Genomic DNA, 15,551 nt, shown 5'->3' with positions numbered 1-15,551 from the left:
AGTGAGAAGATCGTAATGAGTAAACTAGTTGGGCTGTTAATCATTTTAGCCTCTGTATTTGGCGGTTATGTTTGGGCGGGTGGCGCTTTGTCTGCATTGTGGCAACCTGCTGAAATTTTGATCATTATGGGGGCGGGAATAGGGGCGCTTATTATTGCTAACCCGCAATCAGTATTAAAAGAGATGTTTGAACAGTTAAAAGAGTTATTTAATAAGGGAAAAGAAGATCCTGAATTATATCCTCAGTTATTTCCCTTAATGGGCACTTTAATGGCTCAGATCCAATCACAAGGCTTAAAAGTACTCGATGAGCATTTAGAAAATCCTCAGCAAAGTTCTATTTTTCTAATGTATCCAGCCGTACTTAATCATCCAAATGTTTTACAGTTCTTAATCGATAATTTACGCGTTCAGTCTATTGGGAAGATATCTCCCCATGACTTAGAACACATTTTAGAAGAAGAGATTCATCGAATAGAGGAGGATAGATTACGGCCATCGGAAGCCTTTAGTAAGGTAGGCGAGGCTATGCCAGGCTTTGGTATTTTAGCTGCGGTTCTCGGTATTATTATTACTATGTCAAATATTGACGGGCCAATTACTATGATTGGTGTCAAAGTTGCTGCAGCATTAGTGGGTACATTTATCGGTATTTTTGCGTGTTATTGTTTCTTCGATCCTATGTCTAAAGCATTAGAGCATCTGGTTGATCGTAAATCGGCACAGCTTCGGTGCATCGCCGCTATTTTAGTGACCTTTTCAAAAGGTAAGCCACCAATGATGGCTATTGATGCGGGACGGAAACAAATTCAAAGTGAAAATCGCCCTTCATTTATAGAATTAGAACGTTGGATGGAAGGGCAGAGAAGCTAATGCTCCATAAAAATGAGCCGATTATTATCAAGCGGCGAAAGCGAGGAAAGCGTAATCATGGGCACGGAGGGGCTTGGAAAGTCGCTTTTGCCGATTTCACGCTTGCTATGATGGCGCTCTTTATGGTGCTGTGGATCATGCAAATCGCAGATCAAAAAGAGCGAACCATGATAGTGCAGTACTTACGTGGAGATATGAATCCAACCGGCCCAATTAATCCATTTGAGTTAAGTCAGTCATCTTCGATTATTGATTTAGAAGGCAATATGTCTATTGCACCTCCAATCATACCGTCTAGTTCAATGCCCAGAGGCGGGGAGTCGGAAGGTTTGGAGGAAGGCACATTGATCCCTGGGCAATTTGATACACAAGCACAGTTAACGGTATTGGCTAGGGAATTGAATCGAGTCGTGCAAAACTCGAGCATGGCTGAAAATATTGCCGTGACTATTGTGCCTCAAGGCATACGCATCTTAATTCACGATAATGTGAATCAATTTATGTTCACGCGAGGCAGTGCGCAGATGCAACCCTATTTTGAAGAGTTGCTCTTATCTTTAGGGCCGATTTTAAAAAATGTCACCAACAGCATGGTCATTTCGGGTCATACAGATTCAACACCTTACGCTGGCAATTTATTTACCAATTGGGAATTATCTAGCGAGAGGGCACTTTTGGCGCGTAGAGTTTTAGAGCGTGGCGGCGTTAAACGTGACCAAGTTATCCAAGTTACTGGGATGGCAGATCAGATCCCTTATATCGCGACTGACACTGCTGCAGCGGCTAATCGTCGTATAGAGGCCTTAATATTAACGTCCTCTGCTGAGCAGTTATTAAGAGGCATGATTGGTGCTCCTAGCGATACTGTACCAAACGGCATGACTATCAACGAAATTAAGCACCAAGCAATCACTCACTAGTGTTAATACCTGCTCTCATTTGTTAGGGATGACTATGAATCTGTATGAAGAGTTTGTACATTCTGAGGATGACGTTGAAGCGACCCCTGATTATCAGATTATTGAATTTGATAATCGTCGAACTCATCAAAGATTTAGCCTGAGACGAAATAAAAGAGCGCCACTCGCATTTGCGTGCGACGGTCTGACAGTAAATTTATCGACAACTCGTTGGTTTGTTATTACGCCAATGGGTACAGCCAACATAAAAGACATTAGCATTAGTGGCGTTGGAATTCTGTGTAATGAACCACTGTCGATAGGGATGAGATTCTATATTGAACTTGAGCAAACACGTGTCTTATGTGAAGTCACTCGAGAACACACGATTAAAGGTCGATTGAAGTTCTTAGGAGCGCGCTGGATTTATCGTGACAAGGATGAAGTTCAGAATTTGATCGACGCAATTAGATTGCGGGCGAAAATATAGGATATGCAATGGCTGCATCTTTTAATCGTAACGGCTCAGATAAACTGCAGAAGGTCTTTCTTTATCTCATCCTGCTGAATTGGCTATTGCTTATTATTGTTGCGTTTAATATGAATACATTACGCTTTAGTCATGGCGTTATGATTTCAGTTATGATTTTTATCTATAATTATTTTCTTGCTCATTTATGCTTTATTCGTGCAGCCAGAGCGCAAGATGCTTACCTCATTTATCCTGTTGTGATTGGTGCTCTCAGCTCCTTTTTCCTCGTGGTTTATTTCTTCTTTTTACTCTAAATTTCCTGCTTATAAAAAATGAGTTGCGACTTATTATAGGCTTTTGTTAAGCATCTTTGTATTTAGCTCACATGCTTTTTGGCTCGCTCGCTTGGGATCGATAACTTCGCCTTGTTTAGCGTATTCGTACAACTGGGCAGGCTTTGCCCGCGGTAATTGCGACAGGCCCAAAAGGGGCCGAATTGACCATCCTTCAACAGCATATCGCCGCCGCAGAGGTTACAAAGCGGTGATATATGTCCACAAGCCTCATTTAGACACGCCTTAAAGCCTGCAAAACGGTTACGCGTCATTGGGCTAGCGCAGAGTTCGCAGCCTTGCTCCTTGTGATCGCACAAGGGAAAGTGTGAGCAAGAATAAAAGGATTTAAAATTCCCCGTTCTAGGCTTAAGCGTTCCCGTGCTACAACGCACGCATTTTACTTCTTTAAATAACCTTTGTACTAAAGAGGTGCTGAACTCATCTTGTTCAATTGGGTAGTTTTTTGTAAGCAGTTCAGTGACGAAAGGGCTCACATCTGTCATATCGGCAATCACATAGACACGGTGTTTTGCCCGCGTTAATGCGACATAAAATAGTCGGCGTTCTTCTGCAAATTCAAACGCTTCAGTTTTAGGTAAAAAAGCATCCAGTATCGGCGGCGTAATTTTCATCGACGGAAAGCCATGCATTCCCGTCTTCATCCCCATGATCACCACATAATCGGCTTCTTTCCCTTTCGAAGCGTGAAAAGATTGGCACTCAATCTTCACGTTGGGATATTTAGCTTTAAGTTGGTTAACTTGGGTTTTATCGGGTAACTGAAACCAAAAACGTGCCAGCAAATTGACGCTTGGTAAGCTGCTAAGTTTGTCACTTCCGGCGTTTATCCTTGCACTTATCGCCGTTAATGCTTGTTCCAATGCATTTGGGCTTGGCTCATCTTTACTGGGCGGTTCGTTTTCTCCGCGGCGTAATATTGAAACCGCGGGGGAGGCGACCTGCGTGAGGGAGCGAATATCCTTGCTCATTTGTGTGGTATTTTGGGTGACAAACTGGGTGGCGACTTCCCCAATACTGCTGTTAAACCTAAAAGTCAGATCTAAGTCGCTTTGGGCGGTTGGGCCAAAATAGTGAGTAAAATGCGTAGTTAAACTCACATCTGCGCCGCTAAAGCGATAAATCGCCTGCCAGTCATCCCCGACACAAAATAAAGACGCCTGTGTTTTAGAATGGGGCGCACAGGAATCCCTCAAGGCACGCACTAAGCGGGCTCGTGGTTCTGAAATATCTTGGAACTCATCCACCATAATGAAACGCCACGGGCTAATAAATTGCCCGCGTTGTAGATACGTCAGCGCTTTGCCAATCATGTCCTCAAAATCAATGTCGCCATTTATTGCTAAATGTTGCTCATAGCGCGTGATTATGGGCTCAAGCAGTTCGAATGCCTTACGGGTCTGCTGAGCATCGGCGGCGCGGGCAAATACCCCCTCAAGGCCATGTTCATCAAGGCAAGCTGCTTTATATAGCCCAATCAGCTGACTAAACATTTTTGCCAATTCAGTCACGCGGCCTAGTTCATGCAGGGTTGCGAGTATGGCTTCATCGGGTAAAGGGGCGTATTGCACTTTAAAGACCTGTAAAGCTTGCTTAAGCTTACCGATTAACGACCCGTTTTTATGTTGGTAATAAAATAGTTCAACACACTTAGTACCATGTTGTTTATGTAGCTGACGTTTCCATGCCATCGATTCCAAGTACTTATGGTTATCGATATAAGGGGCGGTATGCTGGTGTTCATCAATACCATAGTATTCAAGATAAACTTGGTATTCAGGCAGATAGAAATCGGGTTGATACTGACGAAAATCAATACTGCGCACATCATGCTCATACTTAGCTTCATAAACATATTCAATGCCATTGCTAAATAGCCAGTTGGCAATGTAGAGCTCACCAAAGCTTTTGACTCGCTCACCTTTAAGGGTGCGAATATCGTTATCATTCAAGTATTGAAAATACTCACCTTCCACCTCGAACTCGAATGGGCTTTTTTCAACATAATAGAAGCGGCTGAAGTACTCGAAAAGCTGCTTACGGTAAGCCTCATTTTCAATCAAAGTCTCAAGGGTATTGTGCACCCACAGCTCTTTGGCTTTGTCATCCTCTGCCCAAGGGGACAAACTGGGTTTAGCGCGCTCAACGTCGGCGATAATTTTTAAGCCTAAACTGTGGAAAGTGCTCGCCTTGATATCCTCCGTGCCAAGCTTGTTTTTAATCCGTTCATCCATCTCGTCAGCTGCTTTACGGCCATAGGCTAATAGCAAGATGTCATCGGCTTTTGCTTGACCACTCTTCAGCAAATATCCGGCTCGCCCGACCATCACACTGGTTTTGCCCGTGCCAGCACCTGCCAATAACAAGTTATTGTTATCATCGATAATACAAGCTCGACGCTGTTTTTCGGTTAAGGGATTAGATTCTACATGCTCAAAATAGTCAGCAAATTTAACGAGCTGAGACTGAATGTAATCTTCACGCAACTGCTTTATATCGGCGCGGGTCCAGCGGTGGATTTGCTTAAGCCTCGCTAACACAGTGTGTAGATTTGCCGCCAAGGGCAGGTTTTCACACCAAGGGAACCAACGCGGATATTCGCGCGCGACTCTGGCTTGTATCATTTCTAAACGTGATTCACGTAAATAAGTGTGTGCCAGTATTTTATCCACTTTCGCCACTAACTCAGCAATGCGCGTCCCATTGGCATTCGCCCAAAGCAGTGCGATTTCGTTGCCAAATTGATGCTGCGCAAAATAGCTTAGAAACGGCAGTTGATAGGCTTTGCCAGATACAGTGAAACCGAGCAAGTATCCGAGCGGACTTAAGGTAAAAACCGGCGGGGAGTCGAGCTGCTGCCAAGTAAAATGTTCGTCAGCTGCTACTTTATTAGCGCTGCGAGAGTGAGCAAAAAAGCCGCCTTTAGTGCGATTAATGCTAATACCACTGGCGCTGAGTTTTACCGCATCAGCTTTGCCAATAAAGAAATGGCCAAACCAACTGTGCTTGATATCTTGTTCAGAGTGAGTCAATGACAATGTAAAACCTACGGCTAAAAAGTTTTAGAATTAACAGGCTGATTTTTAAATGCATTATAACTTAAAACCCGATAGCTCGTGTCAAGGTTATGCTATAGCTCTGTATGGATTGTCTATTGATTTTGTTCATCAAACGCAGCCAAGCTTATAGTGTTGGTGAATGATGTCTTAGTTGGCGTGAACCAAGCATTATGTTGGCTGTGTAACTATATGCATAAGAAGGGCGCGCATTAGAAAGGTGTACATTAGAAAATTGTGTATCAGAAAGCAAAAAAGCCTGAATCTCTTCAGGCCTTTTCTTTTTTCAATACAACAGCTTAATCCTTGCGGATTAGTTCATGCCGTATTTTTTCAATTTTTTACGCAGAGTACCACGGTTGATACCTAGCATGTTTGCTGCGCGGGTTTGGTTGCCACGAGTGTGTTGCATGATGATGTCAAGCAGAGGCGCTTCAACTTCGCTTAGCACCATTTCATAAACTTCTTGTGCTTCCTGACCGTCCAACTGTGCGAAGAAGTTAGTTACGGCACGCTTTACTGCGTCACGTAATAACTGGGGCTTGATAGTGCCGTTTGCGGTTTCGATTTTGCCAACGGTAAGCTGGTGAACTTCTGTGTTAGTTGTCTGATCAAACATTCTATTCTGCTCTTTATTAATTCTGTACTAATTCATCAAAATAACATTCCACGAGGGAATACTGTTCTGCAGCGGTTTCCAGCCGATTAAAGTCAGCCCTAAATTGGCGCTGAGCTTCTTGGTCTAGGTACCATCCCATATGTTTTCTGGCGAAGCGGATACCCTTGTATTCACCATACAAATCATAAAGTTTGGTGAGGTGTTCCAGCATCACTTGACGCTGTTCGGCAACCTCAATGGGCGCTAGCTTATTACCCGTTTCCAAGTAGTGCTGGATTTCTCTGAAAATCCAAGGCCGTCCTTGAGCACCCCGTCCTATCATCAAGGCATCGGCACCGGTGTATTCCAGCACAAAGCGGGCTTTCTCCGGACTGTCGATATCCCCATTAGCGACGACAGGAATCGAGACATTCTGTTTGATTGCTTTAATCGTGTCGTACTCAGCGTCGCCTCTGTACATACATTGTCTCGTGCGACCGTGAACGGCGAGCGAGGCGATGCCACAATCTTGGGCAATCTGGGCGATTTGAACACCATTCTTGTGTTCTGGCTCCCAGCCGGTGCGAATCTTTAACGTGACGGGCACATTCACTGCGGCGACCACGGCTTGTAAAATTTCTTTTACCAGCGGCGGGTTTTGCATCAGCGCTGAGCCAGCCAGCTTTTTATTCACTTTTTTCGCGGGGCAACCCATATTGATATCAATGATGTGAGCGCCTTGTTCAACATTGAACAACGCGGCTTGCGCCATTAAATCAGGATCGGCTCCTGCAATTTGCACTGAGCGGATGCCTTCCTCGCCAGAATGCGTCATGCGCTGGCGGCTTTTATCTGTATCCCAAACTTCAGGATTGGATGAAAGCATCTCGGAAACCGCTAGGGCTGCGCCATAACGAAGACAAAGATTACGGAAAGCTTGATCGGTGACACCTGCCATTGGTGCCACGATCAGCTGATTGTTCAGTTGATAGGGTCCAATCTGCATTTTATGTTTCACCTTAGCTCTTCAAAGGGGCGCTATAGTAGCCCTTTTTGTTGGCCGTGAAAAGGTCAATAAATGACCTAGATGTAATTTTTTTTCTTGACTTTTAATCGGCGAGAAGTCAGAGGATGAATAGTTAGAAGCCAGCGGTGGCGCATGTTGCGCCACCCTTTAGCGCTATTTACGCTTGCCTGTCAAGCGGCTCCAATCTTCTTTGTGAGCCGCTGCGTCCATATCGAACCATTGGCTATAAAAGTCAGAGATTTCTTGGGCTTGTTCTTTGAGGAGACCGGAAAGGGCAAGTTTGCCACCGGTTTTTACGCGTTCTGCGATCAAAGGCGCTAATTCACGCAGTGGGCCGGCAAGAATATTGGCGACCAGAACGTCGGCTTTGAGATCGGCGGGTTGGTCTTCTGGCAAGTACAAGGCTAGCTTGTCGGCGACATCATTGCGCTCGGCGTTGGCACGTGAGGCGTCGATGGCTTGATAGTCGATATCGATACCTGTGACGTTTTTCGCGCCCAGTTTCAGTGCGGCTACGGCTAAGATGCCAGAGCCACAGCCAAAGTCGATCACTTCTTCATTGCTTAAATCTAAGCTGTCTAACCACTCTAAACACAGAGCCGTCGTAGGGTGAGTGCCAGTACCGAAGGCAAGACCTGGATCTAAGATCACATTGACCGCAGTTGGATCGGGGATCTCGCGCCAGCTTGGGCAGATCCACAGACGTGTGCCGAATTGAATGGGGTGGAAGTTATCCATCCACTCACGCACCCAGTCTTTATCTTCAATTTGTTCGACCTTATGGCTGAAGTTTTCGCCGAGGAAAGGCAAGGTTTTCAACATGGCGATGGTCGGTGTCAGATCGGTTTCTGCATCGAATAAGGCAACGACAACGGTATCGCGCCACAGTGGGGTTTCGCCCAGTTTAGGTTCAAAAATAGGGGTGTCTTTACCGTCTTCGAAGGTGATAGAGACTGAGCCTTCTTCCATGAGCAAGTCGCTGATGGTTTCAGCGTCATCGCTATTGGTGTTTATACGGAGTTGGATCCAAGGCATGGGGGCATCCTGTGGCTGAGTGTGCAAAAGCTAAGGGTTCAAAATATCGCGCTATTGTAAACCATGGCTTAAGGTTCTGCGACTGACTATCGTGGCATAGCGTTTTTGTCTGCGTAGACAAGGTGTTAGCTAACGCGCATTGATTGGTGCTGGAAAGCGAATTGTCAGTTTTAATTTTTTGCATAACACCATGAAATATATTGGTTAATTGGTTTTACCTTTGTTTGGTTTGGTGCGTTTTTTGTGATCTTCTTCTAAGAGTTGCACTCAATCAGGTGAGTTGGCTCACGCTTTAAATCTGTGATGCTGAAGCCGGATCTGCGTTGCTGCTATGGTGTAGTTTGCCAAGAGGTGCCAACGACAAACGACATAGGTGAATCTAAGATGACAAGCATAACTCGAGTTCACAATAGGGTGAGTACATCGCAAGGTCATCCTTGGTCAGCAAAGGCTGATAGGCTACAGAGTGCGACTGGGATTATGCTCGGCGGCTTTTTATTGCTGCATATGCATTTTGAGTCGAGCATTCTGCTGGGAAAAGAGGCTTTTTATCGTGTAGTGCAGTTGCTTGAAGGTGGCATGTTCAGCAGCACAGGACATGGTTTCCCTATAGTTACTAAAGTGTTTTCGGTGTTTATGCTATTGGTGGTGATAGTGCATGCGGCGGTGGCACTGCGGCGTTTTCCGGCGCAGCTCGGGCAATGGCGCGCCCTGCGCTTGCACATGGGTAGCATCAACCACAAGGATACCCATGCGTGGTTTTGGCAACTGATCACCGGCTTTATCTTATTTTTCCTCGTTCCTGTTCACCTCTTCACTATGATTTTGAATCCCGAAATTGGCCCGCATTTATCGGCTGAGCGGGTGTATCACGATAATGCTTGGTTGCTGTATGTGCTGTTGCTGCCTGCTGTGGTTGTGCACGCCATGATTGGCCTGTATCGCGTCGCGGTAAAGTGGGGCATAACCACCAAACGCTCAGGCCTACGAAAAGTCGCTAAGGTGCTGATTATCTATCTGCTATGTCTGGGGACTGCGAGCCTAGTGTCCTATCTGTTTATCGGTAGTGAGCTGGGTATTCCTGTGCAGCCCTTTGTGCCTGAGTAGGTTTTGAGCCGGCAACAGGATTTTGTTTCACTGCTATTATTTAAGCGTTAGGTTAATTATTCAACACTCAATTGATCTGGCTCACGTTTTCATGTGGATATGTGAGCGATATTAATTTGCAGTAAGACTTAATGAGATTGGCTCGATAAGGTCAACGGCGTGAGGCGAGAGGATGGCGATCAAACTAACTATTAAAAAATGGAGTGCTTGGCTGGATTTAAGTCAGAGCGTGTCTGGCGTCATCCTCGCGGTCTTTCTGTGGACCCACTTAGTCTTAGTGTCATCGATTTTACTGGGTAGCGATGCCATGAATTGGGTGGCGCGCACTATGGAGCTGAGTTTCCTTTCCGACGATGGCCACGGTTATCCCTGGGTGGTGACGGCTATTGCAATGGGCATTGCCGCTCTTGCGTTAGTACATGTACTAGTTGCGCTGCAAAAGTTACCCATGAGCCTGCGTCAGCAAAGGGCACTGCGGCAACAAATGCAAGTGATCAACCACAGTGATACGCGTCTGTGGCGCTGGCAAGCCATTACCGGTGTGGTGATTTTACTCTTGCTGCCTGTGCATTTGTGGCTCATTGGCTCAGCCCCCGAAACCATTGGTCCCCTAGGGAGCGCCGACCGTATTTGGAACCAAGGTGTGTGGATGGTTTACCTGCCGTTGCTGCTCACGGTGGAGTTACATGCGGCGATTGGTATTTACCGAGTGGCCTTGAAATGGGGCGCGGCGCGGGATCTCAATAGTCGCAACCGATTACGTAAGATCAAAACTATAGTGAGCGTGCTATTTGTCACCGTCGGCATAGCTTCGCTGCTGGCATTTTTACCCCATGCGAGTTAACTCCGCCAGAAATTAATGAATAAGTAAATCAATGAATAAGCTTATTAATAAATAGAATGTCGAACACAGCAAACTGCACAAGAATAATAGACCCGATTAAGGAGCAGGCGTGAAACTGATTTATACCGATTCATTAGTGATAGGCGCCGGACTCGCTGGCTTAAGAGTGGCGATTGCCTCCAAAGAGCGGGGGCTCGATACCTTAGTCCTGTCACTCATTCCTGCGAAACGCTCCCACTCTGCTGCTGCCCAAGGCGGTATGCAGGCGAGCTTAGGCAATGCCGTAAAAGGTATGGGCGATGATGAAGACGTGCATTTTCAAGATACGGTAAAAGGTTCCGACTGGGGCTGCGATCAAGATGTGGCGCGGATGTTTGCTCACTGTGCGCCCAAGGCGGTGCGTGAATTGGCGACGTGGGGCGTGCCTTGGTCAAGGGTGAGTGCAGGCCCAAGAGACGTGATTGTGAACGCGCAAAAAGTGACATTGCATGAGGCGCAGGAAGCCCATGGACTGATTAACGCCCGTGACTTTGGCGGCACAAAAAAATGGCGCACTTGCTACACGGCCGATGGTACGGGTCATTCGCTATTATACGCTATGGATAACAAAGCGATTTCTATGGATATTCCCGTCCATGAACGTATCGAAGCGCTGGCGCTTATTCACGATGGTAAGCGTTGCCATGGGGTGATCGCCCGCTGTTTGATAACCGGTGAACTCAGGGCCTATGTGGCTAAGTCCACCACTATTGCCACTGGCGGATATGGCCGCATTTATGAAGTGTCGACCAATGCGATTATCTGCGAAGGCATTGGTCAAGCACTCGCGTTGGAAACGGGCGTGGCAAGGCTTGGCAATATGGAAGCGGTACAATTCCATCCGACTGCTATCGTGCCCGTGGGCATTTTAACCACGGAAGGCTGCCGTGGTGATGGTGGCTTATTGCGCGATAAAGACGGTTATCGCTTTATGCCAGACTATGAGCCCGATAAAAAAGAGTTGGCATCGCGGGATGTGGTATCGCGCCGCATGACAGAACACATACGTAAAGGGAAGGGCGTTGATAGCCCCTATGGACCGCATTTGTGGCTGGATATTACCCTTCTGGGTCGCAAGCACATTGAAACTAACCTAAGGGAAGTGCAGGAAATTTGTGAGAACTTCCTCGGTATCGATCCCGCTAAGGATTGGATCCCAGTACGGCCAACGCAGCATTATTCCATGGGCGGCATTCGAACCAATGCCACGGGTGAAAGTCCGCAGCTTAAAGGCTTGTTCAGCGTCGGCGAAGCGGCGTGTTGGGATATGCACGGTTTTAACCGTTTAGGCGGTAATTCGTTGGCCGAAACCGTGGTTGGCGGCATGATTATTGGTAAATATGTCGCCGATTTTTGTGAGAACAATAACCTTGAGATCGACACTCAGCTTGCAGAACGGTTTATGCAGCAGGTGCAGAGTGAAATCGATGTGCTAGTCGAGGGTGATGGTCACGAGAGCGCCTTTGAACTCAAGCGCGAAATGCAGCGCATCATGATGGATTATGTGGGGATTTTCCGTAATGGCCCCGAGCTTGAAAAAGCGGTTGCCGAGCTAAAAGTGTTGCTCGAGCGTTCGCGTAAACTCGGGCTTAAGTGTAAAAAGCGTCACGCCAATCCTGAGTTAGTTGAAGCCCTGCGGGTCAAGCGTATGCTAAAAGTGGCGCTAACCGTAGCCTGCGGCGCTGCAGCGCGAACAGAGAGTCGTGGTGCCCATGCTCGCGAGGATTATCCGCAGCGAAATGATCGAGACTGGCTGAATCGCACCTTGGCCAGCTGGCCGGATCCCGATGCACTCGAACCTGTGCTTAACTACGAAGCACTCGATGTGATGAAGATGGAACTCCCGCCGGGTTATCGTGGTTATGGCATCAACAACGCCATAGTGCATCCCGATACCGAAAAGCGTGAACAGCAAATTGCCGAGATTTTAGCTGAGCTAGGTGATGATGCTGACCGTTATCAAAGGCAGCGAGCTCTTATGCCCTTTGAATTACCCGAGAGCTTACAACCCAATAACGAACGTTTAAGTGATACTTTAAAAAGCCCATCTGCCAATGCGTTAGGAGAAAAATCATAATGAGCCAAGGTCGCCAGTTAACCTTTAATATCTTTCGTTATGATCCGCAGGAGCCAAACGATAAGCCGAAAATGGTGCGTTATCAGCTTACCGAAACGCCGGGGATGACGGTATTTATCGCCCTTAATAAACTCAGGGAAGAACAAGACACTTCATTGCAGTTCGACTTTGTCTGTCGTGCTGGTATCTGTGGTAGCTGCGCTATGGTGATCAACGGTTTCCCGACGCTAGCTTGCCGCACCTTAACAGCCAAATACCCTAAGGGCGAAATCACCTTAATGCCGCTGCCAGGTTTTGAGTTGATTGGCGATCTCTCGGTCAATACCGGTAAATTTATGCGTGAACTCGCCGAACGCTTAAAGCTGTGGTTACACCCTAAGGCCAATGATATAAGCGTGCATCGGCTTGAAGATCCTATGGATCCAGATGAAGCTGCGCGTTTGTATGAGCTAGAGCGCTGCGTTGAATGTGGCGTGTGTGTTTCTGCCTGTGCGACTAAACAAATGCGTGAAACTTTTGTCGGCGCTGTGGGCATGATGAAAATAGCTCGTTTTGAGATGGACAGCCGTGACGCTCGTACTGCCGAAGATTTTTACCATGTGATTGGCAATCAGGATGGCGTATTTGGTTGTATGACTTTACTCGGCTGCCAAGACAACTGTCCTAAGGATTTGCCACACATGCAGCAAATTGCGTATTTACGCCGTAAGATGGCCATGACTTTGATTTGATGAGTGATAAATGATGAAAAGCGCCAACGTGTTTGGCGCTTTTTTGTTGATTAGCAGGCGTAGCTTTTGTGAATGTCAGCTCGATTGATTATGTCTGCGGTTTGAGCGACGAATGCTTGAAAGTGCGTACTCGCCATATGTTCATCCAGTGCGGCTTGGGATTGCCAAATTTCGTACATCCAGAAGATATTTTCATCATCTAATGAGTGATGCAGTTTGTATTCGATACAGCCAGCCTCGGTATGAGTGTCTGTCACGAGTTGCTTGAGTATCTTAAATAGCGTATCGCTTTGGCCTTGATTCGCTATGATTTGAGCAAATACTGTTATTTTCATTGGTTAAAACCTTCTAAAACAATTTTACCGATCGCTTTGCCAGACTCTATCTGAGCGTGAGCTTTGATTAAGTTTTGGGCATTAATGGTGCCGTAGTGCTCACCGAACGTACTCTGTAACTCGCCTGTATCGATAAGGGCGCTTAAGCGGTTGAGTAAGTGATGTTGCGCAATCATATCCTCGGTCTGATATAGGCTGCGGGTAAACATCAGTTCCCAGTGTAAGGATAAGCTTTTACGCTTAAGTTTCATCACATCTAATGGCCCCTTAGGATCATCGATTAATGCTAGTTTTCCTTGTGGCTTAAGCACTTGTACTATTTCATCAAAATGCTGATCGGTTTGGGTTAAGCTAATCACATGGGTCACATTAGTAATGCCAATATTGGCAAGTTCCTGTGAAAGTGGCTTGGTGTGGTCGATAACAGCATCGGCACCAAGCTTATGCACCCAAGCGGCGGATTCTGGACGAGATGCAGTGCCTATCACTTCTGCACCTGTGAGTTTTACTGCAAGTTGAGTGATGATTGAACCCACACCGCCGGCCGCACCGATAATTAAAATACGGGCGTCAGTTGCCGAACCATCTTGGGGTAAAGCTAAACGGTCGAATAAAATCTCCCATGCCGTAATCCCCGTTAAAGGTAATGCCGCGGCTTGGGTATAGGTTAAACTTTTAGGTTTATGGCCGACAATTCGCTCATCAACCAATTGATATTCTGCATAACTTCCGCTGCGACTGATATCGCCCGCATACCACACTTCATCGCCAACGTTGAAAAGACTGACTTTCTCACCAACGGCTTTGACGACACCGACCGCATCCCAGCCGATAATTTTGTATTCGCCTGCAGGTGCAGAGCTAGATGCACGGATTTTTGTATCAACCGGATTGACAGAAATGGCTTTGATTTCCACTAAAAGGTCAAAACCTATCGCAGTTGGCTCGGCTAGCGTGATGTTTTCTAATGCATTGGGCGCTGTGATTGCACCTGCTGTCTGGTAACCAATGGCTTTCATGTTTATTCCTCTGGGTGTACTTGCTGGAGTCTACTTGTTTGAGTGTACTTGTATCGTGTAGCCATTGTGTGGAATATTAGCTAAGAGATAAACAGGATAAAGTTTGTAATTTTTTCAAAGGATTTTTGATAATCATGCTAATTAATGATTTAGCTTTGTTCGTGCGAGTCGCTGATTGCGGCAATATATCTGCCGCAGCAGCCGAGATGGATATCTCGGCTGCTTCTGCCAGCGCTGCAATAAAACGGCTTGAGAAACAGCTCGATACTAGTTTATTTATCCGCACGACACGCAGCTTACGTTTGACTGTGCAAGGTGAACGTTATCTTATTCATTGCCGACGAGCGCTAAGCGATTTAGCGCTTGGCGAACAGGCTATCGCCAGTGATAAAGGTAAAATATCCGGCACCTTAAGCCTGTCGGTTTCTTCAGACTTTGGCCGTAATTTGTTTGTGCCTTGGCTCGACGAGTTTTTGCTCGATTTTCCTCAACTGCAAGTGCGCTTGCACCTTGGCGACAATATCAGCAGTTTTTACCACGATAAAATTGACGTCGCCGTGCGCTATGGAAAACCGCAGGATTCAAACCAAGTGGCATTTCCGCTCTGCAGTGTTGATCGTGTCTTGTGCGCCTCACCTGAATATCTGGCCGAGTTTGGTGTACCAGATTCATTAGAACAGCTGATAGAGCATAATTGTTTGTTTTATAAGTTAGATGAGCGAACTCACGACCAATGGCAATTTAGGCGCGACGGCCAAGAATATAAAGTGCGTGTCACGGGCAACCGCAGTGCTAACGATGCGGAAATAGCTCGTCGCTGGGCTGTGGCGGGTAAAGGATTGGTATTTAAGTCGAGTCTAGATCTGGCCGATGACTTAATTTCAGGGCGGTTAGTACGATTGTTGCCTGAGTATCAAGGTGAGCCAGTCGATTTGTACTTAGTGTGCCCAGGACGCGAGCATGTGACGCCTGTCGTCTTATTGCTGCGGGAAATGCTGCGGCAGCGCACACAGGCTTTGAGTAAAAGCTTAGGTAAAATACTGGCTGTGCAAAAATCTTAGGATTCAAAAAATAAAAAAGCCGCAT

General features: G+C 46.5%; 15 protein-coding genes. 9 read left to right on the top strand and 6 right to left on the bottom strand.

Translation table 11 applies throughout. The features are described from left to right. Window positions 1-15 precede the first annotated feature (15 nt). Genes motA through NE536_RS11920 form a run of 4 tightly spaced genes read left to right on the top strand, consistent with a single transcriptional unit; the run spans window position 16 to window position 2,558 of the window. The gene (gene motA / locus NE536_RS11935; RefSeq protein ID WP_261272814.1) at window positions 16-873 is read left to right on the top strand and encodes a flagellar motor stator protein MotA; all 858 of its coding nucleotides are present in this window, start codon (window positions 16-18) and stop codon (window positions 871-873) included. Beyond that, the gene (locus NE536_RS11930; RefSeq protein WP_261272813.1) at window positions 873-1,793 is read left to right on the top strand and encodes a flagellar motor protein MotB; all 921 of its coding nucleotides are present in this window, start codon (window positions 873-875) and stop codon (window positions 1,791-1,793) included. Before motA ends, NE536_RS11930 begins: the two co-directional genes overlap by 1 nt. Window positions 1,794-1,827: 34 nt before the next feature. After that, a complete protein-coding gene (locus NE536_RS11925) occupies window positions 1,828-2,262 on the top strand; it encodes a pilus assembly protein PilZ (RefSeq protein ID WP_261272812.1) in 435 nt (144 codons plus the stop codon). An 8-nt stretch (window positions 2,263-2,270) separates the two neighbouring features. Next, a complete protein-coding gene (locus NE536_RS11920; protein ID WP_011848019.1) occupies window positions 2,271-2,558 on the top strand; it encodes a hypothetical protein in 288 nt (95 codons plus the stop codon). A 62-nt stretch (window positions 2,559-2,620) separates the two neighbouring features. Here NE536_RS11920 and NE536_RS11915 read toward each other — a convergent pair whose 3' ends face one another. The 4 genes from NE536_RS11915 to prmA form a co-directional block, all read right to left on the bottom strand. Then, on the bottom strand, window positions 2,621-5,635 hold the full coding sequence (locus NE536_RS11915; RefSeq protein ID WP_261272811.1) for a UvrD-helicase domain-containing protein: 3,015 nt from the start codon (window positions 5,633-5,635) through the stop codon (window positions 2,621-2,623). A 331-nt stretch (window positions 5,636-5,966) separates the two neighbouring features. Continuing rightward, the gene (gene fis / locus NE536_RS11910) at window positions 5,967-6,272 is read right to left on the bottom strand and encodes a DNA-binding transcriptional regulator Fis (protein ID WP_006083371.1); all 306 of its coding nucleotides are present in this window, start codon (window positions 6,270-6,272) and stop codon (window positions 5,967-5,969) included. Window positions 6,273-6,288: 16 nt separating this feature from the next. Then, on the bottom strand, window positions 6,289-7,257 hold the full coding sequence (dusB, locus tag NE536_RS11905; RefSeq protein ID WP_006083370.1) for a tRNA dihydrouridine synthase DusB: 969 nt from the start codon (window positions 7,255-7,257) through the stop codon (window positions 6,289-6,291). 174 nt (window positions 7,258-7,431) lie between these two features. Beyond that, window positions 7,432-8,313 (bottom strand): 50S ribosomal protein L11 methyltransferase, encoded by an 882-nt coding sequence (gene prmA / locus NE536_RS11900; protein ID WP_063884687.1) that lies wholly within the window; start codon window positions 8,311-8,313, stop codon window positions 7,432-7,434. A 384-nt stretch (window positions 8,314-8,697) separates the two neighbouring features. On the opposite strand from prmA, the gene NE536_RS11895 reads away from it, so the two are divergent. From NE536_RS11895 to NE536_RS11880, 4 genes are all read left to right on the top strand, one after another. Continuing rightward, complete coding sequence (locus tag NE536_RS11895) at window positions 8,698-9,420, top strand: fumarate reductase cytochrome b subunit (protein WP_261272810.1); 723 nt, start codon at window positions 8,698-8,700, stop codon at window positions 9,418-9,420. Window positions 9,421-9,592: 172 nt separating this feature from the next. Further along, a complete protein-coding gene (locus NE536_RS11890; protein ID WP_071940684.1) occupies window positions 9,593-10,264 on the top strand; it encodes a fumarate reductase cytochrome b subunit in 672 nt (223 codons plus the stop codon). Between the two features lie 109 nt (window positions 10,265-10,373). Then, entirely contained in the window at window positions 10,374-12,380 is a 2,007-nt protein-coding gene (locus NE536_RS11885) for a fumarate reductase flavoprotein subunit (RefSeq protein ID WP_261272809.1), read from the top strand. Further along, on the top strand, window positions 12,380-13,111 hold the full coding sequence (locus NE536_RS11880; RefSeq protein ID WP_113940800.1) for a fumarate reductase iron-sulfur subunit: 732 nt from the start codon (window positions 12,380-12,382) through the stop codon (window positions 13,109-13,111). The genes NE536_RS11885 and NE536_RS11880 overlap by 1 nt, the downstream gene beginning before the upstream one ends. Window positions 13,112-13,161: 50 nt before the next feature. Here NE536_RS11880 and NE536_RS11875 read toward each other — a convergent pair whose 3' ends face one another. Together NE536_RS11875 and NE536_RS11870 are read right to left on the bottom strand one after the other, a co-directional pair. Next, a complete protein-coding gene (locus NE536_RS11875; protein ID WP_168825853.1) occupies window positions 13,162-13,446 on the bottom strand; it encodes a putative quinol monooxygenase in 285 nt (94 codons plus the stop codon). Then, on the bottom strand, window positions 13,443-14,465 hold the full coding sequence (locus NE536_RS11870; RefSeq protein WP_261272808.1) for a zinc-binding alcohol dehydrogenase family protein: 1,023 nt from the start codon (window positions 14,463-14,465) through the stop codon (window positions 13,443-13,445). The genes NE536_RS11875 and NE536_RS11870 overlap by 4 nt, the downstream gene beginning before the upstream one ends. A gap of 134 nt (window positions 14,466-14,599) precedes the next feature. On the opposite strand from NE536_RS11870, the gene NE536_RS11865 reads away from it, so the two are divergent. Further along, window positions 14,600-15,526 (top strand): LysR family transcriptional regulator, encoded by a 927-nt coding sequence (locus NE536_RS11865; protein ID WP_261272807.1) that lies wholly within the window; start codon window positions 14,600-14,602, stop codon window positions 15,524-15,526. Window positions 15,527-15,551 lie beyond the last annotated feature (25 nt).

The sequence above is a fragment of the Shewanella septentrionalis genome, assembly GCF_025370265.1.
GTDB classification, from domain to species: domain Bacteria; phylum Pseudomonadota; class Gammaproteobacteria; order Enterobacterales; family Shewanellaceae; genus Shewanella; species Shewanella hafniensis.
Note: the sequence above shows the minus strand (reverse complement) of the source record. Positions and strands in the feature narration are given on the sequence as shown.

Bases quoted from the DNA above. Each gene is read 5' to 3' on its own strand.
- NE536_RS11865 (WP_261272807.1), top strand. From the start codon at position 14,600: ATGCTAATTAATGATTTAGCTTTGTTCGTGCGAGTCGCTGATTGCGGC.
- NE536_RS11875 (WP_168825853.1), bottom strand. From the start codon at position 13,446: ATGAAAATAACAGTATTTGCTCAAATCATAGCGAATCAAGGCCAAAGC.
- NE536_RS11880 (WP_113940800.1), top strand. From the start codon at position 12,380: ATGAGCCAAGGTCGCCAGTTAACCTTTAATATCTTTCGTTATGATCCG.
- NE536_RS11920 (WP_011848019.1), top strand. From the start codon at position 2,271: ATGGCTGCATCTTTTAATCGTAACGGCTCAGATAAACTGCAGAAGGTC.
- prmA (WP_063884687.1), bottom strand. From the start codon at position 8,313: ATGCCTTGGATCCAACTCCGTATAAACACCAATAGCGATGACGCTGAA.
- NE536_RS11895 (WP_261272810.1), top strand. From the start codon at position 8,698: ATGACAAGCATAACTCGAGTTCACAATAGGGTGAGTACATCGCAAGGT.
- dusB (WP_006083370.1), bottom strand. From the start codon at position 7,257: ATGCAGATTGGACCCTATCAACTGAACAATCAGCTGATCGTGGCACCA.
- NE536_RS11925 (WP_261272812.1), top strand. From the start codon at position 1,828: ATGAATCTGTATGAAGAGTTTGTACATTCTGAGGATGACGTTGAAGCG.
- NE536_RS11930 (WP_261272813.1), top strand. From the start codon at position 873: ATGCTCCATAAAAATGAGCCGATTATTATCAAGCGGCGAAAGCGAGGA.
- motA (WP_261272814.1), top strand. From the start codon at position 16: ATGAGTAAACTAGTTGGGCTGTTAATCATTTTAGCCTCTGTATTTGGC.
- fis (WP_006083371.1), bottom strand. From the start codon at position 6,272: ATGTTTGATCAGACAACTAACACAGAAGTTCACCAGCTTACCGTTGGC.
- NE536_RS11870 (WP_261272808.1), bottom strand. From the start codon at position 14,465: ATGAAAGCCATTGGTTACCAGACAGCAGGTGCAATCACAGCGCCCAAT.
- NE536_RS11890 (WP_071940684.1), top strand. From the start codon at position 9,593: ATGGCGATCAAACTAACTATTAAAAAATGGAGTGCTTGGCTGGATTTA.